Origin of the sequence: Streptomyces wuyuanensis (genome assembly GCF_900103455.1) — a bacterium.
Taxonomy (GTDB): domain Bacteria; phylum Actinomycetota; class Actinomycetes; order Streptomycetales; family Streptomycetaceae; genus Streptomyces; species Streptomyces wuyuanensis.
The window spans coordinates 68,303-94,983 of sequence record NZ_FNHI01000027.1 but is presented as its reverse complement, the minus strand read 5'-3'; the positions used below and the strand labels follow the sequence as shown (position 1 = coordinate 94,983).

Here is a 26,681-nt window from a genome sequence, read left to right as displayed (position 1 = left end):
GTCACCGTACGGCCCGGCGGCCGGTGAGGACCGGTGCGATTCCCGCAGCCACGGCGATCAGCGCGCACCCGGCGACCGAGGCGCCAAGCACCGTCCACGGCAGGTCCGCTGTCACCGGCGCCGACAGCGCGGCCAGCGCCGCGAGGAGGCAGGCCAGGTTCACCGCCGTGACGGCGGCGCCCAGCAGCACTCCGATCCCCACCGCCAGCAGCGACTCGCCCGCCGCGACCGCCACGATCTGCGCCCTCGTCGCTCCGGTGAGCCGCAGCGCCCGGAGTTCCCCCGCCCGTGCCGAGCCCGCCATGACGAGCGTGCCGGCCAGCGCGATCGCCGTGTACACGAGCGCGATGCCGAGCACCACCAGCAGACCGAGCCGGATCTGGGGACCGGTGCGGGGGTGCGTGGCCGCGGCCCAGGCGTCCGCCGTGCGGACCTCGCCCCCGGTGGCCCGCAGGGCGGCCGTGACGGCGGAGCGGTCCGCTCCGCCGGCCAGACGCACGTCGAGGCGGTCGAGCTGTGCCGCGGGCACGTTGGCGGCCGTGACGTAGGCGCCGTTGCCGCCGGTCCCCGCCGCGAGGACCGCGGCGATCCGCAGCGTGACCGGCCGGCCGTCGCCCAGCCACACGTCCACCGCCGCCCCCACCCGGTGCTCGGCCCACTCCTCGTTCACGACGATGGAGCGGTTGTCGAGGTCCCGGAGATCGCCGGCCACGACCGGCAGGCGGGCGATCGTTGCCAGAGCCGCGGGGTCGGTGACGGCGCGCGCCTCGGACCGTACGAGCGCGGTGCGGTCCTCCCGTACGAAGACGGCGGTGGTGGCGGAGGCCGACACCAGGGCGCCCGGAATCGGCCCCGGGGCCGTCAGTTCCGCGCCGGTGACGACGAGATCGGCCGACGTCTGCCCGCGGGCCTCCGCGCCCTTCGCGGCCGTCACCGTGGCCGCCGAGCCCATCAGGGACCCGGCCATCGCCACCGTCACCAGGACGGGGGCGGCGACGGCGGCGGTCCGGCGCCGGGCGGCCCTGACGTTGGCACGGATCAGCAGCCCGGCGGCCCCGGGCAGCCGCATCAGCCGCGCCGTCGGCCCCACGAGCACCGGCGACAGCACCGCCACCGCCGTGATCAGCACCATCGGCACGGTCGTGTACGTCTTGCGCTTCAGCAGATCGGCCGGGTCGGTAGCGAGCGTCCAGACCAGCAGCCCGGCACCCGCCAGCAGCAGCGCCCCGCCCAGCAGCCGCCGGCCGAGCGGCGACCCGCCGCTCTCGGCGTCGGCCTCGCGCAGCGCCTCCGCGGGACCGGTGCGGCCGGCTCGGCGCGACGCCGTCCAGGCCCCGGCGCACGCCACCACGAGCCCGGTCCAGAACGCGGCGTGGAAGGGCCAGGCGTGGTCGCCGACGGTGAACCACGCCGGAGCGATTCCTCCGTCGACCAGCAGCCGGGCGAGCAGGGGCGCGCCCCACGCGCCGAGCGCGCACCCGGCGGCGGAGGCGATGACGCCGACGGCGGCCGCCTCCGTGAGCACCAGCACGCGCAGCTGCCGCGGGGTCGCGCCGGCCGTCCGCAGCAGGCCGAACTCGCGGCGGCGCAGCGCCACGGCGAAGGCGAACGTCGAGGCGACGACGAACACCGCCACGAACGCGGTGACCCCGCAGGCGGTCCCCAGCAGGGAGATCACGGTCATGAGCGCTTCGGCGTCCCGCTCGGGCCGGGGGTCGGCGCGCCGGCGCTCGTCGCCGGTGAGGACCTGCGCGCGGTCGCCGACGACGGCCCGCACCGCTTCGGGGTCGGCGGTGACGCCGACCGCGTCCGGTCCGCCGTCCGTCGCCAGGGGGCCGAGAGCCCTGAGGCCGCGCAGGAGTTCGATGTCCACAGGCTGTGGATGCGCGAGCCGCTGGGAGATCCGGGCCGTCGTGGGGCCGCGCTCGACCTCCACCGTGAGCGTGTCCGTCCCCATGACGACGACGGGTGCGCCGGCGAACCGCTCGGCCGCCCGCACGGGCGCGTCGGCCGTCGCCGCGAGACCGACGCACATGGCGGCGAGCAGCCCCACGCCCAGCGCGAGCGCCGTGAAGCTCCCGAGAAGGCCGGTCCAGCGGGCCCGGAGCGAGGCGAGGACGACGATCAGCACGTGGAGCCTCCGGTGGTGTGGTGACGCGAGGGGCCGGGGGTGCGGGAAGCGGCCGCCCGAATCGCGCGGCCGTCCGCGGGCGCGGGCGCGGGTGTGGTTGCGGGTAGCGGTGCCGGTGTGGGCGCGGGTTCGTGGGTGGGCGCGGCCGTCTCCAGGTCCGTCATCGCCGCGGCGACCTGCCCCGCGGACGGGGACGCCAGCTCGCCCACCAGCCGCCCGTCGACCAGGAACAGCACGCGGTCGGCGTACGACGCGGCCGCCGGATCATGAGTGACCATGATCAGCGTCAGTCCCTCCCGGTCCACCAGTTCCCGCAGCATCACCAGCACCGCCCGCCCCGTCGTGGTGTCCAGCGCCCCCGTCGGTTCGTCGCCGAAGAGCACCGCGGGACGCGTGATCAGCGCCCGTGCCAGCGCGACCCGCTGCTGCTGACCGCCGGAGAGCCGGGAGGGCAGATGCCGCGCGCGGGCGTCGAGCCCGACCGCCTCGAGGGCCTCCCGTACCCGCGCACGGGACGGGGGACGGCCCGCGAGGCGGAGAGGCAGGGCGACGTTCTGGGCGGCGGTCAGCGAGGGCACGAGGTTGAACGACTGGAAGACGAAGCCGATCCGGTCCCTCCGCAACAGGGTGAGCCGGCGTTCGCTCAGTCCGGTCAGCTCCGTCCCGCCCACCTCGACCGTGCCGGACGTCGGCCGGTCCAGGCCCGCCGCGCACTGCAGCAGTGTGGACTTCCCCGATCCCGAGGGGCCCATGACGGCGGTGAACGTACCCGGGAGGACGTCGAGGTCGACGCCGTCGAGTGCGGCGACTCCCCCGTAGGTGCGGCGCAGAGCACGGAGCCGTACGACGGCGGGGGCGGAGGTGGCGGTCGGGGCCGTGGACGATGTCGTGGTCATGGCTCAAGGCTCCTTTCGGCGGGGCCTTCGATCACGACCACTGGGGGGCGTCCTCGGGGTAGGGCAGGCCCTACCCCGGGCCTCGCCGCCCGGCCTGCGCCGGGCACCGGGGGAGGACTCGCGTAGGCTCGATCGGCGTGGATGTGGTGGAGCGTGCGCTGGGCGGGGCGCTGTACGCCGACGACGACGAGGCACTCGACACCGGCGCCTCGCTGCTGGCCGCCGCGCCGCCCGATGCCGACGCGGAACTGGCCCGGCGCGGCGAGGAGTTCGTGCGACGGGCGTGGGAGCGCGGCTGGCAGCCGGCGGATGTCGTGCGGATCGTCCGCCGTGACCTCGAAGAGAGCCATGCGGAGCTCGCCGCGGAGCTGATCGCGGCGGAGTCCCGGCGGTACGGGGACGACCTGCCGCCGCGCTGGCGCGCGCAGCTCGGCGAACTGCCCTGCGGCGGGAGCGGGCGGCGGCCCGCGGACCGGTTCTCCCGCGCCACCGCCGTGCTCCGGCTCTACCGGCTCCTCGTGCGGCTGCCGGCGATCGAGCCGGTGGGGCCGGTGCCCGGAACGCCCGTCCACCGGGCGTGGGCCGCCCCGCACGGCGAGCCGCGGATGCTCACCCGGATCCGCGCTCTCCTCGCCAAGGCGGAGGCCACCGGCTACCCGGAGGAGGCGGAGGCGCTGACCGCGAAGGCGCAGGAGCTGATGGCGCGCCACAGCATCGACGACGCGGTGCTCGCGGCCCGTACCCACCGCGCGGACGTGCCGGTCGCCTGCCGGATCGGTGTCGACGCGCCGTACGAGACGGCCAAGGCGATCCTGCTGGACGCGGTGGCCTCGGCGAACCGCTGCCGCGCGGTCTGGAACAGCGGCCTCGGCTTCTCGACCGTGGTCGGCTTCGAGGCGGACCTGGAGGCGGTGGAGTTGCTGTACACCTCGCTGCTGGTGCAGGGGACGACGGCGATGACGCGCGCCGAGGCGTCCCAGCGGGCCGGGGGGCGCAAGCGGACGAAGACGTTCCGGCAGTCGTTCCTTCTTGCGTACGCGCATCGCATCGGCGACCGGCTGGAGCGCGCGACGTCCCACGTGGCGCACGACACGGCCGGTGGCGACCTCCTCCCGGCTCTCGCCGCCCGCGACGTCGCCGTGACGGACCACGCGGAACGCCTCTTCCCGGACACGGTCCGTACCCGCGTCCGCGGCGCGACGGACGCGGCGGGCTGGCACGACGGCACCGCGGCGGCCGACGACGCCCGCGTGCGCCCCCGCGACCGCCGGGGTGAACTCCCGCACTGAAGCGGGATGCTTCGAGAGCCGGCCCCGGAGGGCGGGCCTGCACGGGCCGCCGCCGCGATTTCGAGCGGCACCGGCGGCGGGTGCGCGGCGCGCTGCCGGCCACCACCCCGAACCGCCCGTCGCCACCCGCGCGGGCCGGCTCCCGGCGCATGCGCTCGTCCGCCGACGGGCTCCCGCCGGACGCCCCCGCCGCGACCCCACCCCCGGCGGACGCTCACGTCCCTCGCCGCGGGCGGCCCCCTACCAGGACGACTTCGTCACCCCCGGCAGGAACCCCGCGTGCGCGTGGTTCCTCAGGCGTACGCGGGAGAGGCCGAACTTGCGGAGGTGGCCCCGCGGGCGGCCGTCGACCGCGTCGCGGTTGCGGACGCGGGTCGCGCTCGCGTCCCGCGGCTGACGGCGCAGCTCGCGCTGCGCGGCCAGGCGGTCCTCCTCGCTCGTTCCGGGGCGCCTGATGATCTGCTTCAGCTCCGCGCGCCGCGCGGCGTACCGCGCGACGACCTCCCGGCGCCGGTCATTGCGCGCGACCTTGCTCTTCTTCGCCATCAGACCTTCTCCCCCCGCGCACGGATGCGGGCCACCGCCGCCTCGATGCCGATGCCGTCCACCGTCCTGATCGCCCTCGCGCTCAGGGAGAGCCGTACGTACCGGCCCTCGCTCGGCAGCCAGTACCGCTTGCGCTGGATGTTCGGGTCGAAGCGGCGCGAGGTGCGCCGGTGGGAGTGGGAGATGCGATTGCCGAAGCGGGGCTCGGCCCCGGTCAGTTGGCAGCGTGCGGACAACGTCACACGTCCTTCCTTTGGAAATGGAAACCATTTCCATTTACTGTACCCGCATGGCCCGCAACGAACTACGCCCGATCATCAAGCTCCGCTCCACCGCGGGGACCGGCTACACCTACGTCACCCGCAAGAACCGCCGTAACGACCCCGACCGCCTGACGCTGCGCAAGTACGACCCGGTCGCCGGCCGGCACGTCGACTTCCGTGAAGAGCGCTGAGCGGGAGCAGGAGGGAGACCCGTCATGAAGCCCGGAATCCATCCGGCCTACCGCCCCGTCGTCTTCCGCGACAGGGCGGCCGGATTCGCCTTTCTCACCCGCTCGACGATCACGAGCGACCGGACCGTGGAGTGGGAGGACGGCGGCACCTACCCCGTCGTGGACGTGGAGATCTCCTCCGCGAGCCACCCCTTCTACACCGGCACGGCCCGCGTCCTCGACACCGCCGGCCGCGTCGATCGCTTCGAGCGGCGCTACGGACGGCGCGAGGCCCGGTGATGGCGGGGACGCTTCCCGTCGCGATCGTCGGCGGGCTGCACTCCGACGCCCGTGCCGCCGCCGTCGCGAAGCTGCTGACCGCCGTGGACGGCAGCGTCGCGCTCCGGCACGACCTGTCGACCGCCGTCCAGGGCACGGTCCGGCGCAGCGTGCGCGACGCCACCGGTGTCCTCTCCCAGGGGGAGGCGCCGCTCGTCAACGACTGCGCCTGCTGCGCACTGCGCGAGGACCTCGTGCCGGAGCTGGAACGGCTCGCCGACGGCGGACTCACCCGGCTGGCGATCGTCGAGCTCTGGGACTCGGTCGAGCCCAAGGCGATGGCCGAGGTCGTCGCCGCCCACGGCGACCGGCTGCGGGTCACGAGCGTGATCACGGCCGTGGACCCCTCACTCCTGCTGCCGTATCTCGCCAACGGCGACGACCTGATGGACGCAGGGCTCGCCGCCGCACCGACCGATCGGCGCACGGTCGCCGACACCTGGGCGCGCCAGCTCGAGTACGCGCCGGTGCTCGCCCTCGCCGGCGGGGACGACGCCGACGAGGAGGACCGGGCCCTGCTCGCCCAGTTGCACCCGACGGCCCGTCAGGTGGCGGTGGACGGCGACGAGCTGGCCGCGGTCGCACTGGCCGGCTTCGACGTGGAGGCCGCGGCCGCCGCGCAGCATCCGGCCTGCGCGCTGCTGCCGCAGGAGGCGGACGAGTGCGGAGTGGGGACGTACGTCTGGCACCGCCGCAGGCCCTTCCACCCGGAGCGGCTGTACGCGGCGCTGGAGGATCTGACCTGCGCCGCGGCCCGCAGCCGGGGCCGGTTCTGGCTGGCGGACCGGCCCGACACGCTGCTGTCGTGGGACGCGGCCGGGGGAGCGCTCTGCGTGGAGAGCGCGGGGCCGTGGCTGGCCTCTCTCCCCGACGCCGCCTGGGAGATGGTCCCGCCGGTCCGCCGGGCCGCTGCGGCGCTGGACTGGCATCCCGAGCACGGCGACTGCTGCCAGCACCTGGTCTTCACCTCGCCGGGGCTCGACCGCGAGGGCCTGTCGGAACTCCTCGACTCCTGCCTGCTGACCGACGCCGAGTACGTCGCCGGGCCCGAGGCGTGGAAGCGCCTGCCGCCGGCCTTCGACTCCCTCCTGGAGGTGTGACATGGCCAAGCGCCCATTTCACCGCACACCGGTGAAGCCCCGCCCGAACCCGCTGGACGCGGCGGGCATCACGTACGTCGACTACAAGGACACGGACCTGCTCCGCAGGTTCCTCTCCGACCGCGGGAAGATCCGCGGCCGGCGGGTGACCCGGGTGACGGCCCGGCAGCAGCGGCAGTTGGCGCGGGCGATCAAGAACGCGCGCGAGATGGCCCTGCTGCCGTACGCGTCCTCGCCCCGCTGAGCGCCGCGCGGGCAGGATCCGGTGAGCGGCCGCGCGCCCTCGTCCGGAGACCCCTCTGCCCGCGCACTGCCCGCGTACGCATGCGCCTCCCGAGCCTCCCGGAGCACCCCAAGGTGCGCCGGGAGGCCGGACCCGTGTCCGGGAAGCGCTCCGGCAGACGGCGTATCCACCGGCCCGAGCCGCCCCGCCCCCCGACGTACGGGACCGGCTCCATCCGTACGAGCGGTTCCGGCGCGTCCGGGGCGGAGGGACCCGGCGGGCCTCCCGGCCGGCGATCCGGCGGCGCGCCGAGGGTCGGGCCCCGGCGACGCCCGAGCGCCGCGCCGGTCGAGCGGTCCCGGCCCCGTCCGCCCGAGCGGGTCGGGAGGGCGCCGGCGAAACCCGAGGTCAGCGCCCCGCGGCGCCCGCCCGGAGACCTCCGGCCCGATGGACGTCATCGGGCCCGCGGCGCGGCCGGTTCCGGACCCGTCCGCTTTCCCCGCCCTCCCGCGGGCCGACGACCCGTCGTCCGGGAGGGGAGCGGACGCTCCGCATCCGCGGGGCCCGTCCCGAGAGCACACGTGAGAACGGGCGCGCGGGCGGACAGAACGCCCGGACGGGCCGCAGACAGCGGGGCGGAGCACCGCAGGTCCGCGGCGCGCCCGGGAGGAGACCAGTGCAGAACGCCGCGAACCGGGCAATGGCCGGGACCGTGGAGCCGGAAGGGCGCGGCATGCGTCTCTTTCTCGTGCACGAAGGATTCGATCCCGGCGGCCCGGCACGGACGGGGCCAGGGAAGATCATGAGCGGCGGCCGCACGGCCGCGCGGCGGCGGGCGCAGGGGGAGGTCCCGAACGGAGTGCGGCTCGGGCTGTAACCGCGGGACCACCACGCGTGCACGTGCATCTGCTCATGCATCTGCATATGAACACAGCTATGATCCGAGACAGTTGACACCTGCACCTTGTAACTCGGGGAGCGTCCTGTGCACGACGTGTACAACGGCATGGCGGCCACAGAGCTTCACGGGGTCGTCTGGCAGAAGAGCAGGCACAGCAACTCTCAGGGGTCGTGCGTGGAGTTCGCGAAACTGCCCGGCGGCAGCGTCGCGGTGCGCAACTCGCGCTTCCCGGAGGGTCCGGCCCTCGTCTACACGCCGGCCGAGATAGAGGCCATGCTGCTGGGGGTGAAGGACGGAGAGTTCGACCACCTGGCCGGTGGTTAGCGCGTCCCGGAACCGGAACCGGTGTTCCTGCCCGCAGGAACGTTCATGCGCCAGGGCCGGGCCCGGGCGCGCCGAAGACCGGCAGGCCCGGCCTGCCGATGGACGGTCATGGGAGTGAGGACCCGGGGTGGGCGCCGGTGCGGTGCGGCCCCGTGGGCGGCTGCCCGCCGCGATTCCCGCGGCGGTCATGCGGCGGAGGCCGCGGTGCGCGCTCGCGCGAAGACGGCCGCGGCGGCCGGACCGTGGCGCGGAGGGCTCACTCCGGGGGCAGGCGGAACAGCGCCCAGACGACCTTTCCGGTGAGCGTCCCCGCCAGCGGGTGCCAGCCCCAGCTGTCGCTGAAGGAGTCGACGAGGAACAGTCCCCTGCCGCATTCGGCGGAGTCCTCCGCCTCGCCGGCGACCGGACTGTCCTCGCTGGGGTCGCGCACGGCGCAGACCAGCCGGCTCGTCCAGCGCATCAAGTGCAGCCGTACCGGGGGCTCCTGGTCGCGCGGAGTGTCCGCGGGCAGGGCGTGCCGCAACGCGTTGGTGACGAGCTCGGACACGACGAGTGCGACGTCGTCGAAGCGTTCGTCCAGTTCCCACTGGGCCAGCGTCCTGCTGGTGAACTTCCGGGCACCGCGCACCGCTTCGTAGCGGGCGGGCAGTGCGCACGAGGCGGAGCTGGACACGGCCGCGGGATCGATCGGCGGAAGGCCCTGCCGTAACGGCTCGAGCATGGTCGATCCATTCGTTCCCATGCGAGGCACTCCCGGGAATCGCAGCTGTGGCGCTACAACACGAACGAGTACGTACGAGTACGCAGGTGCGCGGGGTCCATGGTTCCGAATGCGTACAACAGATGCAAGGGCAGATGCACGTGCACGCGCCGGACCTGTCCCTAACCGTGCCGGTTCACTCTCATATCTTCTGGGTGCTTCCGTGCGCCCTTCCCCGCGTGGCTTCTTGTTTCCGTAATCGAATGAGTACGGGGCGAAGCGTTTTGGTGGCAGAATCCGGGGCTCGGGGTTCGGGGGCACTCCGAGAACCGATGGCGATGGGGAGGGTTGGAGACGTGACCGCAGTGGAGTCGTGGGGCTACCCCCGGGCCGATGGACCCGGCGGAGGGTCAGTGGTGCGCCGCATCCTGCTGGGCTCGCAGCTGAGGCGCCTTCGGGAATCGCGCGGCATCACCCGTGAGGCGGCGGGCTACTCGATCCGTGCATCCGAATCCAAGATCAGCCGCATGGAGTTGGGACGGGTGAGCTTCAAGGCCAGGGACGTCGAGGACCTCCTCACGCTCTACGGCGTCACCGACGAGGCGGAGCGCGGATCGCTGCTCGGTCTCGCCAAGGAGGCCAACGTGGCCGGCTGGTGGCACAGCTTCGGCGATGTGCTGCCGGGCTGGTTCCAGACGTACATCGGCCTGGAGGGCGCCGCCTCGCTCATCCGGATCTACGAGGTCCAGTTCGTCCACGGCCTGCTGCAGACCGAGGCGTACGCCCATGCCGTCGTCGAGCGGGGCATGCCCGACGCGCCGGCCGCCGAGATCGACCGCCGGGTCGCTCTGCGCCTGGAGCGCCAGAAGGCGCTCGTCTCCGAGCGCGCACCCCGCTTCCACGCCGTCCTGGACGAGGCCGCGCTGCGCCGCCCCTACGGCGACCGGTCGGTGATGCAGGGCCAGTTGCGGCATCTGATCGAGGTTTCCGAGCAGCCGAACATCACGCTCCAGATCATGCCGTTCAGCTTCGGCGGCCACGCGGGCGAGTCCGGGTCCTTCACGATGCTGCGCTTCCCCGAGTCCGACCTCTCGGACATCGTCTACCTGGAGCAGCTGACGAGCGCGCTGTACCTCGACAAGCGCGAGGAAGTGGCGCAGTACGAGCGGGTGATGAAGCGCCTGCAGGAGGACAGCCCCGGTCCGGACGAGAGCCGGGACCTTCTCCGAGGTCTGCTCCAACTCACCTGACCGGCAAGTAGGATGACGCGACATCAGTCCGACTGGTAACTGCACACGCCTCTGCTCCCGCGGCCGGTAAGGGATCCCATGTCCTCCTTCTTCAGCGACCTGGCACTCCAGTACATAGATGGCGAATGGCGCCCGGGCAGCGGTTCCTGGGACATCATCGACTTCAACCCGTACAACGAGGAGAAGCTGGCCTCGATCACCGTCGCCACGGCCGGCGAGGTGGACCAGGCGTACCGCGCCGCGGAGCGCGCGCAGAATGAGTGGGCGGCCACCAATCCGTACGCGCGCCGGTCGGTCTTCGAGCGGGCCCTGAGGATCATCGAGGACCGCGAGGAGGAGATAGCCGAGGCCATCGTCGCCGAACTGGGCGGCACCCGGCTGAAGGCGGCCTTCGAACTGCACCTCGCCAAGGAGTTCCTGCGCGAGGCCATCCAGCTGTCGCTGCGCCCGGAGGGCCGCATCCTGCCGTCCCCGGTGGACGGCAAGGAGAACCGGGTCTACCGGCTCCCGGTCGGTGTCGTGGGCGTCATCAGCCCGTTCAACTTCCCCTTCCTGCTGTCGATCAAGTCGGTCGCGCCGGCGCTGGCACTCGGGAACGCGGTCGTCCTCAAGCCGCACCAGAACACGCCGATCTGCGGCGGTTCCCTGGTCGCCAAGGTCTTCGAGGACGCGGGCCTGCCCGCCGGGCTGCTGAACGTGGTGATCACCGACATCGCGGAGATCGGCGACGCGCTGATCGAGCACCCCGTGCCGAAGGTCATCTCCTTCACCGGCTCCGACCGCGTGGGCCGGCACGTGGCCACCGTCTGCGCGGCCAACTTCAAGCACGCCGTCCTCGAACTGGGGGGCAACAGCGCCTTCATCGTGCTCGACGACGCCGACATCGACTACGCCGTCGACGCCGCGGTCTTCAGCCGCTACGTGCACCAGGGCCAGGTCTGCATGGCGGCCAACCGCATCCTGGTGGACAGCAGGGTGGAGAAGGAGTTCACCGAGAAGCTGGTCGCCAAGGTGCAGACGCTGAAGGTGGGCGACCCGGCCGACCCCGAGACGCACATCGGCCCGCTGATCAACTCCCTCCAGGCGGAGGCCGTGTCGAGCCTGGTCGAGCAGTCCGTCGAGGCGGGCGCGACCGCCCTGCTGCGCGGCCGGACCGAGGGCAACGTGGTCTCCCCGTCCGTCCTGACCGGCCTCCCGGCCGACTCGCCCGTGCTGTCCCAGGAGATCTTCGGCCCGGTGGTGCTCCTCATCCCGTTCGAGGGCGACGAGGAGGCGGTCCGGATCGCCAACGACACCCCGTACGGACTCAGCGGCGCCGTGCACACCGGTGACATCGAGCGCGGCGTGGCACTGGCCCAGCGGATCCACACCGGGATGATCCACATCAACGACTCGACCGTGCACGACGAGCCGATCGTGCCGTTCGGCGGCGAGAAGTCGTCCGGGCTCGGACGGCTGAACGGCGAGGCGATGGTCGAGGTCTTCACCACCCAGAAGTGGATCTCGGTGCAGCGGGGCCGCTCGGTCTTCCCCTTCTGAGGGCCCGTTTCGCGTGGTCTCTCCGGAGGCCGGGGCGAGCCGGCGAACTTCCCGCTCGCCCCGCGGGCTCAAGGACAGAACCTGACCTAAAGGCTCCGTAGCGTGTGGGTGTCAGGGGCCGCGAACGGCGGCCGCATCCGTCCCGACCCGAAGGCGGACACCATGGTCACTCACGTTCCCGCGGAGGCTCCCGGCGACGAGCGCGGAGCTCTGCTGAGCTTCGTAGAGGCCCAGCGCGGCGCGATCCGCAGGTCCGTTCTCGGGCTGACCGAGGAGCAGGCGGCGAGCCGCCCCAGCGCGAGCGAGCTGACGCTCTCCGGACTGCTCAAGCACGTCGCCGAGTGCGAGCTCACCTGGCTGCGCATGGCACAGCGGAGGCCGAACGAGAGGCAGCGCGACGAGAACTCGTGGAGCGACGGCTTCCGCCTCCTCGACGGCGAGACCGTCGCCGCCACGCTGGCCTTCTGGGACGGCGTGGCGAAGGAGACCGAGGATTTCATCCGCTCGGTGCCCAGTCTGGACGACACCTTCCCGCTGCCGGACGCGCCGTGGTTCCCCAAGGAGGGCAGGGTGTCGATGCGCTGGCTGATGCTGCATCTGGTGGAGGAGATCGGCCGGCACGCGGGCCACGCGGACATCGTCCGCGAGTCTCTGGACGGCAAGGGCGCGTTCGATCTCGTCGCGCTGGAGAGCGGGCGGACTCCGGGCGAGTAGGCGAGTAGGGGCGGGCAACGGGGCGGTGCCGCCCCTCGTGCGGGAGGGCGGCCCGTGCCACACCCTTGAACCATGAGTGACGCACCAGGAGTGGCCCCGATCGTCGTCCTGCCCATCCAGCCGGGTGATCCGCCGTTCCGGGTGGTGGAGATCGAGGGGCGGACGGTCGGGATCGCGCACGACATGGTCGACGTGATCAGCATGGCGCACGAGTCCGGCCGGCACGACGTTGATCTGGACGACCCGGCGCTGGTGCGCTGGGTCGGCGGCGGCAAGTACCGGTGGCGGCTCTGAGGCGCGTCGGGACCTCGTGTGCGCCCTTCCGGACGCGTACCCTAGTCAAAGTTGATTAGGAGGTACGCGCATGTCGGCGATCCGGCTTCTGGTCCTCGGGGCGGTGCGTCAGCACGGGCGTGCGCACGGCTACCAGGTCCGCAACGACCTGGAGTTCTGGGGCGCGCACGAGTGGTCCAACGCCAAGCCGGGGTCGATCTACCACGCGCTGAAGCAGATGGCGAAGCAGGGGCTGCTCCACGCCCACGAGATCGCGCCCTCCACGGCCGGCGGCCCGCCGCGGACCGAGTACGAGCTCACCGACAGCGGCAACGTGGAGTACTTCTCCCTGCTGCGCGAGGCGTTGACCTCGTACGACCAGAAGATGGACGTCCTCTCGGCCGGTATCGGCTTCATCGTGGACCTCGACCGCCGCGAGGCGGTGGAGCTGCTGCGGGAGCGGGTGCGAGGCCTGGAGGAGTGGCGCTCGTCGGTCACCGAGTACTACACACCCGAGGAGGGGCCCGAGTCCCTGGGCCACATCGGCGAGATCATGAACTTCTGGGTCCACTCGGCGGACGCCGGCGCGCAGTGGACGCGCGGCCTGATCGAGCGGATCGAGGACGGGGCGTACACGTTCGCCGGTGAGGGCGAACCCTTCGTGGGAGTCCTCGCGGAGGGGCAGGAGAACCCGTATGCGACGGGTGTGCCGCATGAGGGGGATCTCTCGTGATCGAGCCGCAGGTGCAGGTGCAGGTGCCGGTGCTCGTCCTCGTCCCCCGGGTGGTGCGGCGCTTCCCGCGGCCGAGCCGCTGAGAGCCCCGGGGCGCCGGCGACCGCAGCGCCCCGGGGCGCCGTTCAGTGGTGGAAGCTCGTGGCGGCGGCCTTGTCCTTGCTCTGCGGCGCGCTCTGGGCCCGCAGTTCCGGCATGGCCCGCTTCAGGTCCTCCAGCAGCAGCTCGGCGAGGTCCGCCGAGAAGCCGTTGCGGCAGACGAAGCGCAGCACCGAGAGGTCCTCGCGGTTGGGCGGGAAGGTGTACGCCGGAACCAGCCAGCCGGCCTCCCGCAACCGCCGCGAGACGTCGAAGACGTCGTAGTTCTTCACGTCGGGGTTCGTCGTGACGGCGAAGACCGGCAACTCGTCGCCCCTGGTGAGCAGGTGGAAGTCGCCCAGGCAGTCGATCTTCTCGGCCAGGCTCCGCGCCACGTCCCGGGTCGTCTGCTGCACGGCCCGGTAGCCGTCGCGGCCGAGCCTGATGAAGGTGTAGTACTGCGCGACCACCTGGGCCCCGGGCCGGGAGAAGTTGAGCGCGAACGTCGGCATGTCGCCGCCGAGGTAGTTGACCCGGAAGACCAGTTCCTCGGGCAGGTTCTCCGGCGAACGCCACAGCGCCCAGCCCACGCCCGGGTACACGAGCCCGTACTTGTGCCCGGACGTGTTGATCGAGGCCACCCTCGGCAGCCTGAAGTCCCAGACCAGGACCTCGTCGAGGAACGGCGCGATCATCGCTCCCGATGCCCCGTCCACATGGACGGGGATGTCCAGGCCCGTGCGCTCCTGGAGGGCGTCCAGCGTCGCGCAGACCTCCTGGACGGGTTCGTACGAACCGTCGAAGGTGGAGCCGAGGATGGCGACCACGCCGATCGTGTTCTCGTCGCAGAGGTCGGCCGCCGCCTGCGGGTCGAGGTGGAAGCGGTCGCCCTCCATCGGGACCAGCCGGGGCTCCACCTCCCAGAAGTTGCAGAACTTGTCCCAGCAGACCTGCACGTTGACGCCCATGACGAGGTTGGGACGGGCGCCGGGGCCGGGGTAGCGGTCCCTGTTGCGGTGGGCCCACCGCCGCTTCAGGGCCATGCCCGAGAGCATGCAGGCCTCGCTCGAACCGGTCGTGGAGCAGCCCACGGTGGTCGCCGGGTCGGGCGCGTGCCAGAGGTCGGCGAGCATCGACACGCACCGGCGCTCCAGTTCGGCGGTGCGCGGGTACTCGTCCTTGTCGATCATGTTCTTGTCGCGGCACTCGGCCATCAGCCTTCCGGCCTCCGGCTCCATCCACGTCGTCACGAACGTGGCCAGGTTGAGCCGTGAGTTCCCGTCGAGCATCAGCTCGTCGTGAACGAACTGGTAGGCGGCCGCGGGCGCCATCGGACCCTCCGGCAGCCGGTGCTGCGGCGGGGCGAGGGTCATCGACCCCAGCGGATCGGCCGCCCCGTAGAACGGATTGAGCGACAGCCTCCGCCGTTCCTCGCTCTGCTCCGGATGCCTACCGACCTTGTGCAGTGCCATGTCCGATCGCCTTTCAGCGCAGTGGGGTGCCGTCGTCGTGGAGTTGCATCTGGGGCCGCCCGGTCACCAGCAGCCAGGCCGGGAGCAGGGCGATGCACAGCAGCGGGAGCACATGGGGGTCGGCGGCCAGGACCGCTGCGGTGAACAGGCTGAGCCAGCCCTGCCGCGTGATAGCCAGCAGCACGCCGAGGACCGCGCACACCACCGCGACCGTGGGATGCACCTCGGGTACGAGCGCGCTCACGCCGAGCCCCAGGGCGACGCCCACGAAGATGCTGGGGAAGATCCGTCCGCCCCGGAAGCCGCAGGTGGCGGCGATGGTGAGGGCGGCGAGCTTGACGACCGTCATGAGCGCGAACTGTCCCGAGGACCAGCCCGAAGGGTCCGCCGCCAGCACCTTCACCTCCTCCAGTCCCTTGAAGAGGGTCAGCTGCCCGCCCAGCGCCCCGAGGAGCCCCAGCACCAGCCCGCCCGCGGTGATCGCCAGTACCGGGTGCCCCAGCTTGCGGAAGACGGCGTGCGCGTACGGGAACGAGTAGACGGCCGCCATTCCCACCAGCGCGCCGAGCGAGGCGACCGCGAGGGCGGCGGGCACGTCGCCCCAGTTCGATCCGCTCAGCGCGGGGAGGTCGAGGTCGAAGGTGGGATGGGCGATCAGCACGGTGGTCAGGGAGCCGGCACCGCCCGCGATCAGTGGGGCGAACAGCTTGTCCCAGAGCGCGCCGGGCGCCGGGCGGGAGGCCATGGACTCGGTGAGGATGAGCGCCGCCGCCACGGGTGTGCCGAACAGCGCCCCGACCGTGCCGGCCGCCGCCAGCGCGGCCCAGAGCTCCGCGTCCGACCCCCGCATGGCCTTGCCGCCCAGCCACGCGGCGAGCGCGATGTTCGCCGCCGTGATCGGGTTCTCCGGGCCGAGGCTGACCCCGCCGGCGAGTCCGAGCACGGCCGTCAGCAGCAGGCTGGGGACGACCGATGCCGGCATCGGGGGGTCGACGAGCCCGGTCGTGGCGGGGTCCGGGCCGGCGTGCCCCGGTACCTTCCACACCACGAGCCCGACGGCGAGGCCCGTGGCGGTGAGCACGGCGATCATCCACGGCACCGAGTAGCGGCCGATGCCGATCGCGTCGGGCAGGATCTCCCAGAGGACCCCCTTGAGCTGCTGCGAGAGCTCGGTCAGGCCGAGGAGCAGCAGGCTGGAGGCGACGCCGACGACGACCGCGGGGACGATCAGCGGCAGCAGCACCCGGGCCGGGGTCGCCACCGGGGCGTGGTCGGTCGTCGTCACGGGCCTCACGATAACGGCAGAAAACGCCCATACAGTGCGTCATTCGGGGCCGCGCCGCGATGCGCCGTCAGATGCGCGCGATCACCGCGGCAGTGCCGTACGCGCAGACCTCAGTGCCGACGTCCGCCGCCTCCGAGACGTCGAACCGGAACATCAGCACCGCGTTCGCGCCCCGTGCCCGCGCCTGCTCGACCAGTCGCTCCATGGCCTGGTTGCGGGTCTGGACCAGGGTCTTGGTCAGGCCCTTCAGCTCGCCGCCGATCATCGACTTCAGACCGGCGCCGATCTGGCTGCCGAGATGCCGTGAACGCACGGTCAGGCCGAAGACCTCACCGATCACCTGCTCCACCCGGAAGCCCGGGACGTCGTTCGTCGTGACGACCAGCACATCGGCGTGCGGGCCCTGGCCTCCGCCGAAATCCTCGATTCCCATGGGCACAGCTTCACGGCCGTCCGTCCCCTTCGCATCCGGAGCGGGGTACTGGAACCGGCCCCCGAAAGAATGCGTTGATAGTTTTGGCGCCACGCCCCACGACTCACACCTCAGGAGCCCGGACCTCGTGAACACCCTTGCGCTCGGACCGAGCTGGCTGGACCCGGACTATCTGATCGCCACCTTCGGGCTGATCGGCGTACTCGTCATCGTGTTCGCCGAGTCCGGCCTGCTGATCGGGTTCTTCCTGCCCGGAGACTCCCTGCTGTTCACCACGGGCCTCCTGGTGACGACCGACGTGATCAAGCAACCGCTGTGGGTGGTCTGCACGCTCGTCGTGCTCGCCGCGATCATCGGCGACCAGGTGGGCTATCTCTTCGGCCGCAAGGTCGGGCCCGCGCTCTTCAAGCGCCCTGACTCCAGGTTCTTCAAGCAGGAGAACGTGGAGAAGGCGCACGAGTTCTTCGAGAAGTACGGCCCGAAGTCCCTCGTCCTCGCCCGCTTCGTGCCGATCGTCCGCACCTTCACGCCGATCATCGCCGGTGTGAGCCGGATGAACTACCGCTCGTTCGTCACGTTCAACGTCATCGGCGGTGTCCTCTGGGGCGCCGGCGTGACCCTGCTCGGCGCCGCGCTCGGCAAGGTCGAGTTCGTGCACAAGAACATCGAGGCGATCCTCATCGCCATCGTGCTGATCTCGGTGCTGCCGATCGTCATCGAGTTCATGCGCGCGCGCTCCAGGAGCAAGAAGGAGGCCGCGGCCGCCGAGGACGCCGCGGCGGACGGCACCGCCCCGCGCGGCCGTCACGCCAAGCGCTGAGACCCGTTCGACGCGACGCCCCCGGCCCGGTGAAGGGCCGGGGGCGTCGTCGTGCGCGGGACACGTCCCCGGCAGCCCGGAGAGCGGTGCCCCGCGGAACCGGCACCAGTGCCTGATGCGGCGCTAGAAGCCGCGCGTCCGCTTGGCCGCGCGCCGCCGGCCGGCGGCCGCGGGGCTGCGCAGGAACATCCGGGCGATCTCGCCTCCCAGGTTCACGCCGATCGCGATGGCCAGCGCCAGCGCCGCGGCCCTCGCCAGCGAGGCGAAGCCCGCGTCGATGTTGTTCTGCGCGATGTGCAGCACACCGAAGTACATGGCGCTGCCCGGCAGCAGCGGTCCGATCGCGGCCGTCACGTACGGCAGCGACGAGGTGTGCTGGAAGCGGGCCAGCAACTGTCCGAACAGACCCACCAGACCCGCGGCCACCGCCGTCGCCAGCACGGCCGATCCGCCGGCCGTCACCGCGATCGCCGCGTAGATCACCCACGCCACGCCGCCGTTGAGCGCCGCGACGAGCACGGTGGAGCGGTCCTGCTGGAGCAGCACCGCGAAGGTCAGGCTCAGCACCATCGAGGCCAGGATCTGCATCACGGGCCGCTCGACGAGGACCAGCGCCCCCTCCGGGCTCAGGTTCGCCTCGAACTGCACGCCCACGTAGAGGATCGTGAGCACTCCGACGACGATCGCCACGAAGAAGTAGGCGACCTCCAGCAGCCGGGCCGACGCCGTGATGTAGAAGCCCGTCAGACCGTCCTGGACGGCGGCCACCAGCGCCCTCCCCGGGATCAGGGCGAACAGGCCACCGGTGATGACCGCGGAGGGGCGCAGATCGGCGTGCAGGGCGCTGAGCGCCACACCGATCGCGGCGGGCGGCATCGCCGCGACCACGAACTGGTAGAACTCCGGCAGCCCGCGGCCCGCGCACAGCCACGCCAGCCGGTCGCCCAGCATCGCGCCGATCGCCGCCGCGACGAACACCAGCGCACCGCCGCCCACCAGCACGGATGCCCCGCCCGCCAGGGTGCCGGCGGCGAGCGTCAGGACCCAGCCGGGGTAGGGGTGCCGGTTGCGGCGGATCTCGGCGAGACGCCGGTAGGCCTCGTCGAGCCGGATCTCCTGGTCGTCCCCGCTGATGTCCGCGACCAGCTGGTACACGGCCGTCAGCCGGGTGTAGTCCGTGCCCCGGCGGCGGACGGTCCGGTTCGCCGTCACGGGGTCGTCCACGAGCGACGGCTGGTAGGTGATCGACAGCAGCGTGAACGTCACCGTCGGCTCGACGTGGTCGAGGCCGTACGCGCTCGTGATGGCGAGCATCGCCGCCTCGACGTCCTCGGCGCCCTCGCCCCCCGCGAGCAGCAGCTCGCCGATGCGCAGCGTCAGGTCGAGCACGCGCGGCACCGCCGGGCCCGTCTCGTCGTGCCGCTGCACCGGCTCCGGCATCGGCCGCTCGCTCACCGGGATCCGCAGCATCGTGCGCATCCGGTCCTGCCAGGGCACGTCCTTGGACAGCTGGAGCACCGGGAAGCCGTGTGCGGGGGTGTAGGCCGGCGGGGACGCCTTCGCGTGGTAGGTCGCAGGCGGGGCGAACGCCGAGCCCTCCGGCTCGGCCGGGGCCTCCGTCGACAGCCCCTCGGGGACGGCGAACTCGGAGGAGGGATGGTCCTCCTCGGGCGGTCCCGGCTGGTCGACACCCTCCGGCGGGGTGAAGGCACTGCGTGCCTCGTCGGACTGCGGCTTCCGGTCCTCGAGGGGACCTTCAGGCTCCGCCACCACGCTCTACCGACTCCTCCCGCTCGCGTACTGCGTGTGCGCGCCCAGTATGCGACGGGCGGCGCACCCCTCGTGGGGTGCACCGCCCGGCCCGGTCCACGGGGAATGCGTCAGTGCGCCCCGCCCTGCGCCTCGAGGCGCTTGAACGAGGCCTCGATCTCGGCCTCGGCCTCGGCGCGGCCGACCCAGTTGGCGCCCTCGACGGACTTGCCGGGCTCCAGGTCCTTGTAGACCTCGAAGAAGTGCTGGATCTCCAGGCGGTCGAACTCGGACACGTGGTGGATGTCCCGCAGGTGCTCCACACGCGGGTCGGACGCCGGGACGCACAGCAGCTTGTCGTCGCCGCCGGCCTCGTCCGTCATCCGGAACATGCCGATGGCGCGGCACTTGATCAGGCAGCCCGGGAAGGTCGGCTCGTCCAGGATGACCAGGGCGTCGAGCGGGTCGCCGTCCTCTCCCAGGGTGTTCTCCACGAAGCCGTAGTCGGCCGGGTAGCTGGTCGAGGTGAAGAGGCGACGGTCCAGACGGATCCGGCCGGTCTCGTGGTCCACCTCGTACTTGTTCCGCGACCCCTTCGGGATCTCGATGGTGACGTCGAACTCCACGGGTGGTACTCCTCCATGATCAACACATATGTAGGTGACGCGGCTGTCCGCAGTGATTAAGTGTCCCCTACGCAGGTGTGTGATCGCGAAAGGGGCTGGTCAATGGTGGCCGACCGAGGAACGTGGCAGCTCACGGCGGGTGCGGCCGTGGTCGGCCTGGCCTTGGCGGCCGCGGCGGTGACCGCGGCCGGCCCCTGGGACAACGGTCAGCGTAAGGCCGAGCGCGAGCACGCCGCCGCTCTCGGCCGCACAGGTGGCGCAGATCACCAGGTCGCGGGGCGGGGCAGCGGCGCGGCGGACGCGCCCGGTCCCGCGCCGGCGCCGAGCGCCCCCGGCGTACTCGCCGCCGCGAGCGCCCCGAAGACGCCGTCCGTCGCGCCCGCCGACCTGGCCGGGGTCCTCGGCCCGCTGCTCGACGACCCGGGACTCGGTCCGCTGCGTACCGCCTCCGTCGTGGACGCCGCCACCGGCAGACAGCTGTACGGGCGGGGCGCCGGCACGGCCATGACCCCCGCATCCACCGTCAAGATCGCCACCGCCGTGGCCGTGCTGTCGGCCACCGGTCCCGCGCACCGCATCCCGACGAAGGTCGTAGCCGCCCCCGACTTCCGGGCGATCACCCTGGTCGGCGGCGGGGACCCCACCCTCGACATGCCCCGGCTGCGGGCCCTCGCAGACCGGACCGCGAAGGGCCTGCGCGACCGGGGCGTCACCACGGTCCGGCTCTCCTACGACACCTCGCTCTACAAGGGTCCGGAGATCCACCCCATCGGCGCCGGCAACGACAACATCGCCCCCGTCACCGCCCTGATGATCAACGAAGGACGCCTCGACGACTCGACGGAGGGCGGCGCACGCCGCAGCCCCGACCCGGCCGGCGACGCCGCCCGGGCCTTCGTCGGGCTGCTCAGCGAACGAGGTGTGAACACCGCAGCGGGGCCCATCCGGGGCAGGGCGCCCGCCAAGGGGCCCGCCCTCGCCGCCACGCATTCCGCCCCGGTCCCGGCCCTCGTCGAGCGGATGCTGACCAACAGCGACAACGACATCGCCGAGGCACTGGCCCGGCAGACCGCGCTGGCCACGGGCCGCCCGGCGAGCTTCGCCGGCGCGGAGGCCGCGGTGACCGACCGGCTCAAGCGGCTGAAGCTGCCCCTGGCCGGCGCGCGCTTCGCCGACGGCAGCGGGCTGAACCGCGCCGACAAGGTCTCGGCCGCGCTCCTCACCACGCTGCTGGTCCGGGCCGCCGACCCGGCCCACCCGGAGCTCCGCCCCGCCCTCACCGGCCTTCCGGTCGCCGGCTTCACGGGCACGCTCAGCGGCCGTACCGCCGCCGGGTCCGGCGGTCTCGTACGCGCCAAGACCGGCACCCTGAGGGGCGTGGACACCCTCGCCGGCACGGTGCTCTCCGCCGACGGCCGGCTGCTCGCCTTCGCGTTCCTCGCCGGTGACACGCCGTCCGCGGCCGTCGCCCGCCCCGCCCTCGACCGGCTCGCGGCCGCCCTCCTGCCCTGACGGAACCGCCGCCTCCGGGCCGGCGGCGGCCGCGCCTGGGGCCCGCCCCGGTCGCGGCCGCGGGGGCCCGGGGGACACCGACACCTCACCGTGTGCCGGGGTGACAACGTACGGTTGACGCATGACGAGCATCGGTGGTGCCGAGATGGTCGACTGGAACCTCGCGGTCGCGACCGCGATCCGCCTCGTCCGGCCGGGGCCGGACGTCACCCGGGAGGAGGCCCGTGCCGTCGTCGCCGAGCTGCGCCGGCACGCCAAGGCCTCCGAGGAGCACGTCCGCGACTTCACCCGGATGATCCCCGACGGGCACGAGCCCGAGGACACCCCCGTCCTCGTCGTCGACCGTCCGGGCTGGGTCAGGGCCAATGTCGCGGGCTTCCGCGAACTGCTGAAGCCCCTGCTCGACAAGATGCAGGAGCGCCGGGCCGGCACCGCCGGCGGAGCCGTGCTCGGCGCCGTGGGCGGCAAGGTGACCGGTGTCGAGCTGGGCATGCTGCTGTCGTTCCTGGCCTCCCGGGTCCTCGGCCAGTACGAGACCTTCGCCCCGCCCACGCGCGAACTGCCCGGGGCGCCCCGCAGCGGCGGGCGGCTGCTCCTGGTAGCACCCAACATCGTCCACGTCGAGCGCGAACTCGACGTCGATCCCCACGACTTCCGGCTGTGGGTGAGCCTCCACGAGGAGACCCACCGCACCCAGTTCACCGCCGTGCCCTGGCTGCGCGACCACCTCGAGGGCGAGATCCAGGCCTTCCTCGCCGAAACCGACGTGGACCCCATGACCGTGCTGGAGCGGCTGCGCGAGGCCGCGCAGACGCTCGCCGGAGGCCGGCCCGAGGGCGAGGAGGACGAGGGCCGCTCGCTGGTCGAGATCGTCCAGAGTCCCGAGCAGCGCGAGATCCTCGGCCGGCTCACCGCGGTGATGTCCCTGCTCGAGGGGCACGCGGACTTCGTGATGGACGGCGTCGGCCCGCAGGTGGTGCCGTCCGTCGGCGAGATCCGCGAGAAGTTCCAGCAGCGTCGCGCCCGCGGCGCCTCCCGTCTGGACCTGGCACTGCGTAAGCTCCTCGGTCTGGACGCCAAGCTGCGCCAGTACCGGGACGGCGAGCGGTTCGTGCGGGCCGTCGTCGAGGAGGCAGGCATGGACGGCTTCAACCGGGTCTGGACCTCGCCGAACACGCTGCCCACCAAGGCCGAGATCGCCAAGCCGGGAGACTGGATCGCGCGGGTGCACCGAAGGGCCGAGCCGTGAACGCCCGTGCGGCCGACGGCAGACGGGCGCCCTCGTAATCACCCGTCCGAGGGACCGTAGGCAATGGGTAGGCGTGCAATGCTCGGGGAACGGCACGGTTCTGTCACCATCGAGACACTCTGAGTGACCGTACCCCCGTCTCCCACCTCCTCCTGCGGAGGCACCCCCGACTCCACGAAGGGCACCGGACATGGGTCCGCATCCTGCGGTCGCGGCGATACGCCTGGCGGTCCGCCGCGTACTCCACGACGTACTCAACGAACTGAACGAAGACATCCCTGGCGCAGCCCCCTCCTGCGGGTGCTCCACGGCCGCACCGGGCCCGGACGACCGCCCCCTCGTGCTGGTCGCCTGCTCCGGCGGCGCCGACTCCATGGCGCTCGCCTCCGCCCTCGCCTTCGAGGCACCGAAGCTGGCCGTCCGCGCCGGCGCCGTCACCGTCGACCACGGCCTGCAGGCCGGCTCCGATCTCCGCGCCGCCGAAGTCGCCGGCCGACTCACCGCCATGGGCCTCGACCCCGTCGAGTCCGTCGCCGTGACCGTCGGACGCGCCGGCGGGCCCGAGGCCGCCGCCCGGGACGCCCGCTACGCCGCCCTCGACGAGGCCGCGCAGCGCCACGGAGCCGCCGCAGTGCTCCTCGGGCACACCCGCGACGACCAGGCGGAAACCGTGCTCCTCGGCCTTGCCCGGGGCTCCGGCATCCGCTCCCTCTCCGGAATGGCGGCCGTCTCCGGCGCCGGCCGCCGGTACCGGCGCCCCTTCCTCCGGCTCGACCGCCAGACCGCGCGCAAGGCGTGCCTCGTCCAGCACCTGCCGGTATGGGACGACCCGATGAACGCGGACCCGGCGTACACCCGCTCCCGGCTGCGCCACGAGGGCCTGCCCGCGCTGGAGAAGGCGCTCGGCAAGGGCGTGGTGGAGGCGCTGGCGCGCACCGCCCAGCTCTCCCGCGACGACGCCGACGCCCTCGACGCCTGGGCCGCGCAGGCCGACGAGACCGTCCGTGACGACGCCGGACTGCTCGAATGCGCGAAGCTCTACGCACTGCCGCCGGCCGTCCGCCGGCGGGTGCTCCGCCGGGCCCTCGTGGCAGCCGGTTCACCTGCGGGTTCGCTGTTCGCCCGGCATGTCGAGGAGGTCGAGCGGCTCATCGTCGGATGGCGGGGGCAGAAGCCCCTGAACCTGCCCGGCCGGGTCGAAGCGCGCCGCCAGGGTGGCAGACTGGTCATTCGGCAAGGCTGAGCCGGCAGCAGGCCGAGCGCCGGGACGCCGAGACAGAAAGCGACGCGGGTGAACGAGAAGGACATGGGCGCCGATCTCAAATCGGTACTCATCACCAAGGAAGAGATCGACGCGAAGCTGGCCGAGCTGGCCGCGAAGATCGACGCGGAGTACGCGGGCAAGGACCTGCTCATCGTCGGAGTCCTCAAGGGCGCCGTGATGGTGATGGCGGACCTGGCGCGTGCGCTGTCCACCCCCGTCACCATGGACTGGATGGCGGTGTCCTCGTACGGCGCGGGCACCCAGTCCTCCGGAGTGGTCCGCATCCTCAAGGACCTGGACACCGACATCAAGGGCAAGCACGTCCTGATCGTCGAGGACATCATCGACTCCGGGCTGACCCTGTCCTGGCTGCTGTCGAACCTCGGCTCCCGGGAGCCGGCCTCGCTCGAGGTCTGCACGCTGCTCCGCAAGCCGGACGCCGCGAAGGTCGCGATCGACGTGAAGTGGATCGGGTTCGACATCCCGAACGAGTTCGTCGTCGGATACGGCCTCGACTACGCCGAGAAGTACCGCAACCTCCCGTTCGTGGGGACCCTCGCGCCGCACGTGTACGGGGGCTGAGGCGCGGACGCGCCCCGGGAACCCCGGCCGCCTTCCCGCCGTTGGAGCATGGGAAGGCGGTCCCGGGTGACAATGCTGGGGTACCGTCCGAAGAACAGTCTTTTACTGAGTCTCACAGCAGCACTCTCATAGCAGCATTTACCTACGGGCAGGAGGGACGGGGCGGCACCGCTCCGTATGGATGGACGTGAAGCGATACTTCCGTGGGCCGGTCATGTGGATCGTGCTGGCCGTCCTCGCCGTGGTCGTGCTGATGCAGGTCGTCGGCTCGTCGGGCGGCTACAAGACGGTGGACACCGCAGAGGTTGTCCAGGCGATCAACAAGAACCAGGTCGAGCAGGCCAAGCTGACCACCGGCGACGAGCAGATCATCAAGATCGAGCTGAAGGACGGCCAGAAGGTCGACGGCAGCGACAAGGTCCAGGCGAGCTACATCGGCGACCAGGGCGTCGAGCTGGCCACGACCCTGCAGCAGAAGTACGACGCGGGTGAGATCGAGAAGGGCTACACGGTCTCGCCCGAGCGGCAGAGCCCGTTCCTCTCGGTGCTCCTCTCGCTGCTGCCGTTCGTCCTCATCGTGGTCGTCTTCCTGTTCCTGATGAACCAGATGCAGGGCGGCGGCTCCCGGGTCATGAACTTCGGGAAGTCCAAGGCCAAGCTCATCACCAAGGACACGCCGAAGACCACCTTCTCCGACGTCGCCGGGTCGGACGAAGCCGTCGAGGAGCTCCAGGAGATCAAGGAGTTCCTGCAGGAGCCGGCGAAGTTCCAGGCCGTCGGTGCCAAGATCCCGAAGGGTGTGCTGCTGTACGGCCCGCCCGGTACGGGCAAGACGCTGCTCGCCCGCGCCGTCGCGGGCGAGGCGGGCGTGCCGTTCTACTCGATCTCGGGCTCCGACTTCGTCGAGATGTTCGTCGGTGTCGGTGCCTCCCGGGTCCGTGACCTCTTCGAGCAGGCCAAGGCCAACGCCCCGGCGATCGTCTTCGTCGACGAGATCGACGCGGTGGGCCGCCACCGCGGCGCCGGCCTCGGCGGCGGTCACGACGAGCGCGAGCAGACCCTGAACCAGCTCCTCGTCGAGATGGACGGCTTCGACGTGAAGGGCGGCGTGATCCTGATCGCCGCCACGAACCGGCCGGACATCCTCGACCCGGCGCTGCTCCGCCCGGGCCGTTTCGACCGGCAGATCGCCGTCGACCGCCCGGACATGCAGGGTCGTCTGGAGATCCTCAAGGTCCACCAGAAGGGCAAGCCGGTCGCCCCGGACGTCGACCTCTCGGCCGTCGCCCGCCGCACCCCCGGCTTCACCGGTGCCGATCTGTCGAACGTGCTGAACGAGGCCGCCCTGCTGACGGCCCGCAGCGACAAGAAGCTGATCGACAACCACTTCCTGGACGAGGCCATCGACCGCGTCGTGGCGGGCCCGCAGAAGCGGACCCGGATCATGTCGGACAAGGAGAAGAAGATCACCGCGTACCACGAGGGTGGACACGCCCTGGTCGCGGCGGCCTCCCCGAACTCCGACCCCGTCCACAAGATCACGATCCTGTCCCGCGGCCGGGCCCTGGGCTACACGATGGTGCTCCCGGACGAGGACAAGTACTCGACCACGCGCAACGAGATGCTCGACCAGCTGGCGTACATGCTGGGCGGCCGCGCGGCCGAGGAGCTCGTCTTCCACGACCCCACGACGGGCGCGGCCAACGACATCGAGAAGGCCACGGCCACGGCCCGTGCGATGGTCACGCAGTACGGCATGACCGAGAGGCTCGGCGCGATCAAGTTCGGCGGCGACAACACGGAGCCGTTCCTGGGCCGTGAGATGGCGCACCAGCGCGACTACTCGGAAGAGGTCGCGGCGCTGGTCGACGAAGAGGTCAAGAAGCTCATCGAGACCGCGCACAACGAGGCCTGGGAGATCCTGGTCGAGAACCGCGACGTCCTCGACAACCTCGTCCTCGCGCTGCTGGAGAAGGAGACCCTCGGCAAGGAGGAGATCGCGGAGATCTTCGCCCCGATCGTGAAGCGCCCGGCCCGCCCGGCGTGGACCGGCTCCTCCCGCCGTACGCCGTCCACCCGCCCGCCGGTGCTGTCGCCGAAGGAACTCGCGCTCACCAACGGCGCCAACGGGGCCTCGGCCCCCACGGTGACCGATGTCACCAAGGCGCCCACGGAAGCCGTCAAGGACGAGCGTCCAGACGCCTGACCAGGCATGATGCG

27 protein-coding genes are annotated in these 26,681 nt (G+C 72.1%); 17 read left to right on the top strand and 10 right to left on the bottom strand.

The features are described from left to right. Position 1: 1 nt before the first annotated feature. Positions 2–2,131 carry an ABC transporter permease gene (locus tag BLT82_RS31255; protein ID WP_244529784.1) on the bottom strand — a complete coding sequence of 710 codons (2,130 nt, stop codon included), beginning with the start codon at positions 2,129–2,131 and terminating at the stop codon, positions 2–4. Next, positions 2,125–3,027, bottom strand: coding sequence for an ABC transporter ATP-binding protein (locus BLT82_RS31250; RefSeq protein ID WP_093660939.1), 903 nt, complete (start codon positions 3,025–3,027; stop codon positions 2,125–2,127). Before BLT82_RS31250 ends, BLT82_RS31255 begins: the two co-directional genes overlap by 7 nt. A gap of 146 nt (positions 3,028–3,173) precedes the next feature. Here BLT82_RS31250 and BLT82_RS31245 point away from each other — a divergent pair, with 146 nt between their 5' ends. After that, complete coding sequence (locus tag BLT82_RS31245; protein ID WP_093661021.1) at positions 3,174–4,316, top strand: DUF2786 domain-containing protein; 1,143 nt, start codon at positions 3,174–3,176, stop codon at positions 4,314–4,316. Between the two features lie 240 nt (positions 4,317–4,556). Here BLT82_RS31245 and rpsN read toward each other — a convergent pair whose 3' ends face one another. Then, entirely contained in the window at positions 4,557–4,862 is a 306-nt protein-coding gene (gene rpsN, locus BLT82_RS31240) for a 30S ribosomal protein S14 (RefSeq protein ID WP_093660937.1), read from the bottom strand. Continuing rightward, a complete protein-coding gene (gene rpmB / locus BLT82_RS31235) occupies positions 4,862–5,098 on the bottom strand; it encodes a 50S ribosomal protein L28 (RefSeq protein ID WP_093661019.1) in 237 nt (78 codons plus the stop codon). The genes rpsN and rpmB overlap by 1 nt, the downstream gene beginning before the upstream one ends. Before the next feature lie 53 nt (positions 5,099–5,151). Between rpmB and rpmG the strand changes: the two genes are divergently transcribed. The 5 genes from rpmG (at position 5,152) to BLT82_RS31210 (ending at position 8,182) form a co-directional block, all read left to right on the top strand. Continuing rightward, positions 5,152–5,316, top strand: coding sequence for a 50S ribosomal protein L33 (gene rpmG / locus BLT82_RS31230; RefSeq protein WP_017949758.1), 165 nt, complete (start codon positions 5,152–5,154; stop codon positions 5,314–5,316). A 24-nt stretch (positions 5,317–5,340) separates the two neighbouring features. Next, entirely contained in the window at positions 5,341–5,595 is a 255-nt protein-coding gene (locus BLT82_RS31225) for a type B 50S ribosomal protein L31 (RefSeq protein ID WP_093660935.1), read from the top strand. After that, a complete protein-coding gene (locus BLT82_RS31220) occupies positions 5,595–6,734 on the top strand; it encodes a CobW family GTP-binding protein (RefSeq protein WP_093660933.1) in 1,140 nt (379 codons plus the stop codon). Before BLT82_RS31225 ends, BLT82_RS31220 begins: the two co-directional genes overlap by 1 nt. Position 6,735: 1 nt before the next feature. Beyond that, positions 6,736–6,978, top strand: a complete 243-nt coding sequence (gene rpsR, locus BLT82_RS31215) for a 30S ribosomal protein S18 (protein WP_093660931.1) — start codon at positions 6,736–6,738, stop codon at positions 6,976–6,978. A gap of 964 nt (positions 6,979–7,942) precedes the next feature. Further along, a complete protein-coding gene (locus tag BLT82_RS31210) occupies positions 7,943–8,182 on the top strand; it encodes a DUF397 domain-containing protein (protein ID WP_093660929.1) in 240 nt (79 codons plus the stop codon). A gap of 256 nt (positions 8,183–8,438) precedes the next feature. Here BLT82_RS31210 and BLT82_RS31205 read toward each other — a convergent pair whose 3' ends face one another. Next, a complete protein-coding gene (locus tag BLT82_RS31205; RefSeq protein WP_208868098.1) occupies positions 8,439–8,924 on the bottom strand; it encodes an ATP-binding protein in 486 nt (161 codons plus the stop codon). Between the two features lie 374 nt (positions 8,925–9,298). On the opposite strand from BLT82_RS31205, the gene BLT82_RS31200 reads away from it, so the two are divergent. The 5 genes from BLT82_RS31200 (at position 9,299) to BLT82_RS31180 (ending at position 13,391) form a co-directional block, all read left to right on the top strand. Next, positions 9,299–10,132, top strand: a complete 834-nt coding sequence (locus BLT82_RS31200) for a helix-turn-helix domain-containing protein (protein WP_208868100.1) — start codon at positions 9,299–9,301, stop codon at positions 10,130–10,132. Between the two features lie 78 nt (positions 10,133–10,210). Continuing rightward, positions 10,211–11,671 (top strand): aldehyde dehydrogenase family protein, encoded by a 1,461-nt coding sequence (locus tag BLT82_RS31195; protein WP_093660923.1) that lies wholly within the window; start codon positions 10,211–10,213, stop codon positions 11,669–11,671. Between the two features lie 162 nt (positions 11,672–11,833). Beyond that, positions 11,834–12,385 (top strand): DinB family protein, encoded by a 552-nt coding sequence (locus BLT82_RS31190; protein ID WP_093661017.1) that lies wholly within the window; start codon positions 11,834–11,836, stop codon positions 12,383–12,385. A 72-nt stretch (positions 12,386–12,457) separates the two neighbouring features. Continuing rightward, the gene (locus tag BLT82_RS31185; RefSeq protein ID WP_208868097.1) at positions 12,458–12,679 is read left to right on the top strand and encodes a hypothetical protein; all 222 of its coding nucleotides are present in this window, start codon (positions 12,458–12,460) and stop codon (positions 12,677–12,679) included. A gap of 70 nt (positions 12,680–12,749) precedes the next feature. Then, positions 12,750–13,391, top strand: coding sequence for a PadR family transcriptional regulator (locus BLT82_RS31180; protein ID WP_093660919.1), 642 nt, complete (start codon positions 12,750–12,752; stop codon positions 13,389–13,391). Positions 13,392–13,516: 125 nt separating this feature from the next. Here BLT82_RS31180 and BLT82_RS31175 read toward each other — a convergent pair whose 3' ends face one another. The 3 genes from BLT82_RS31175 to BLT82_RS31165 form a co-directional block, all read right to left on the bottom strand. Further along, complete coding sequence (locus tag BLT82_RS31175) at positions 13,517–14,941, bottom strand: glutamate decarboxylase (protein ID WP_093660917.1); 1,425 nt, start codon at positions 14,939–14,941, stop codon at positions 13,517–13,519. A gap of 13 nt (positions 14,942–14,954) precedes the next feature. After that, entirely contained in the window at positions 14,955–16,184 is a 1,230-nt protein-coding gene (locus BLT82_RS31170) for an ion channel protein (RefSeq protein WP_093661015.1), read from the bottom strand. A gap of 109 nt (positions 16,185–16,293) precedes the next feature. Next, positions 16,294–16,659 carry a YbjQ family protein gene (locus BLT82_RS31165; protein ID WP_093660915.1) on the bottom strand — a complete coding sequence of 122 codons (366 nt, stop codon included), beginning with the start codon at positions 16,657–16,659 and terminating at the stop codon, positions 16,294–16,296. Positions 16,660–16,786: 127 nt separating this feature from the next. Between BLT82_RS31165 and BLT82_RS31160 the strand changes: the two genes are divergently transcribed. Beyond that, positions 16,787–17,479: a DedA family protein gene (locus BLT82_RS31160; protein ID WP_093660913.1), complete on the top strand. Its 693-nt coding sequence runs from the start codon at positions 16,787–16,789 to the stop codon at positions 17,477–17,479. A 123-nt stretch (positions 17,480–17,602) separates the two neighbouring features. Here the strand turns inward: BLT82_RS31160 and BLT82_RS31155 are convergent, their stop codons facing one another. Both BLT82_RS31155 and BLT82_RS31150 read right to left on the bottom strand, forming a co-directional pair. Beyond that, on the bottom strand, positions 17,603–19,252 hold the full coding sequence (locus tag BLT82_RS31155) for a threonine/serine exporter family protein (RefSeq protein ID WP_093660911.1): 1,650 nt from the start codon (positions 19,250–19,252) through the stop codon (positions 17,603–17,605). A 107-nt stretch (positions 19,253–19,359) separates the two neighbouring features. Then, positions 19,360–19,854, bottom strand: a complete 495-nt coding sequence (locus tag BLT82_RS31150) for an inorganic diphosphatase (RefSeq protein WP_017949744.1) — start codon at positions 19,852–19,854, stop codon at positions 19,360–19,362. A 102-nt stretch (positions 19,855–19,956) separates the two neighbouring features. Here BLT82_RS31150 and dacB point away from each other — a divergent pair, with 102 nt between their 5' ends. From dacB to ftsH, 5 genes are all read left to right on the top strand, one after another. Further along, positions 19,957–21,366 carry a D-alanyl-D-alanine carboxypeptidase/D-alanyl-D-alanine endopeptidase gene (dacB, locus tag BLT82_RS31145; protein ID WP_093660909.1) on the top strand — a complete coding sequence of 470 codons (1,410 nt, stop codon included), beginning with the start codon at positions 19,957–19,959 and terminating at the stop codon, positions 21,364–21,366. Positions 21,367–21,487: 121 nt separating this feature from the next. After that, a complete protein-coding gene (locus BLT82_RS31140; protein ID WP_093660907.1) occupies positions 21,488–22,615 on the top strand; it encodes a zinc-dependent metalloprotease in 1,128 nt (375 codons plus the stop codon). A 190-nt stretch (positions 22,616–22,805) separates the two neighbouring features. Further along, positions 22,806–23,858 (top strand): tRNA lysidine(34) synthetase TilS, encoded by a 1,053-nt coding sequence (gene tilS, locus BLT82_RS31135; protein WP_093660905.1) that lies wholly within the window; start codon positions 22,806–22,808, stop codon positions 23,856–23,858. A gap of 63 nt (positions 23,859–23,921) precedes the next feature. Beyond that, a complete protein-coding gene (gene hpt / locus BLT82_RS31130) occupies positions 23,922–24,461 on the top strand; it encodes a hypoxanthine phosphoribosyltransferase (protein ID WP_093660903.1) in 540 nt (179 codons plus the stop codon). Between the two features lie 181 nt (positions 24,462–24,642). Beyond that, the gene (gene ftsH / locus BLT82_RS31125) at positions 24,643–26,667 is read left to right on the top strand and encodes an ATP-dependent zinc metalloprotease FtsH (RefSeq protein WP_093660901.1); all 2,025 of its coding nucleotides are present in this window, start codon (positions 24,643–24,645) and stop codon (positions 26,665–26,667) included. Positions 26,668–26,681: the final 14 nt, after the last annotated feature.

What these genes read in the sequence shown, in the direction of transcription:
- BLT82_RS31250 (WP_093660939.1), bottom strand. Translation starts at nt 3,027, where the DNA reads ATGACCACGACATCGTCCACGGCCCCGACCGCCACCTCCGCCCCCGCC.
- rpsN (WP_093660937.1), bottom strand. Translation starts at nt 4,862, where the DNA reads ATGGCGAAGAAGAGCAAGGTCGCGCGCAATGACCGGCGCCGGGAGGTC.
- rpmG (WP_017949758.1), top strand. Translation starts at nt 5,152, where the DNA reads ATGGCCCGCAACGAACTACGCCCGATCATCAAGCTCCGCTCCACCGCG.
- BLT82_RS31225 (WP_093660935.1), top strand. Translation starts at nt 5,341, where the DNA reads ATGAAGCCCGGAATCCATCCGGCCTACCGCCCCGTCGTCTTCCGCGAC.
- BLT82_RS31220 (WP_093660933.1), top strand. Translation starts at nt 5,595, where the DNA reads ATGGCGGGGACGCTTCCCGTCGCGATCGTCGGCGGGCTGCACTCCGAC.
- rpsR (WP_093660931.1), top strand. Translation starts at nt 6,736, where the DNA reads ATGGCCAAGCGCCCATTTCACCGCACACCGGTGAAGCCCCGCCCGAAC.
- BLT82_RS31205 (WP_208868098.1), bottom strand. Translation starts at nt 8,924, where the DNA reads ATGGGAACGAATGGATCGACCATGCTCGAGCCGTTACGGCAGGGCCTT.
- BLT82_RS31195 (WP_093660923.1), top strand. Translation starts at nt 10,211, where the DNA reads ATGTCCTCCTTCTTCAGCGACCTGGCACTCCAGTACATAGATGGCGAA.
- BLT82_RS31190 (WP_093661017.1), top strand. Translation starts at nt 11,834, where the DNA reads ATGGTCACTCACGTTCCCGCGGAGGCTCCCGGCGACGAGCGCGGAGCT.
- BLT82_RS31185 (WP_208868097.1), top strand. Translation starts at nt 12,458, where the DNA reads ATGAGTGACGCACCAGGAGTGGCCCCGATCGTCGTCCTGCCCATCCAG.
- BLT82_RS31180 (WP_093660919.1), top strand. Translation starts at nt 12,750, where the DNA reads ATGTCGGCGATCCGGCTTCTGGTCCTCGGGGCGGTGCGTCAGCACGGG.
- BLT82_RS31175 (WP_093660917.1), bottom strand. Translation starts at nt 14,941, where the DNA reads ATGGCACTGCACAAGGTCGGTAGGCATCCGGAGCAGAGCGAGGAACGG.
- BLT82_RS31165 (WP_093660915.1), bottom strand. Translation starts at nt 16,659, where the DNA reads ATGGGAATCGAGGATTTCGGCGGAGGCCAGGGCCCGCACGCCGATGTG.
- dacB (WP_093660909.1), top strand. Translation starts at nt 19,957, where the DNA reads ATGGTGGCCGACCGAGGAACGTGGCAGCTCACGGCGGGTGCGGCCGTG.
- BLT82_RS31140 (WP_093660907.1), top strand. Translation starts at nt 21,488, where the DNA reads ATGACGAGCATCGGTGGTGCCGAGATGGTCGACTGGAACCTCGCGGTC.
- tilS (WP_093660905.1), top strand. Translation starts at nt 22,806, where the DNA reads ATGGGTCCGCATCCTGCGGTCGCGGCGATACGCCTGGCGGTCCGCCGC.
- hpt (WP_093660903.1), top strand. Translation starts at nt 23,922, where the DNA reads ATGGGCGCCGATCTCAAATCGGTACTCATCACCAAGGAAGAGATCGAC.
- ftsH (WP_093660901.1), top strand. Translation starts at nt 24,643, where the DNA reads ATGGACGTGAAGCGATACTTCCGTGGGCCGGTCATGTGGATCGTGCTG.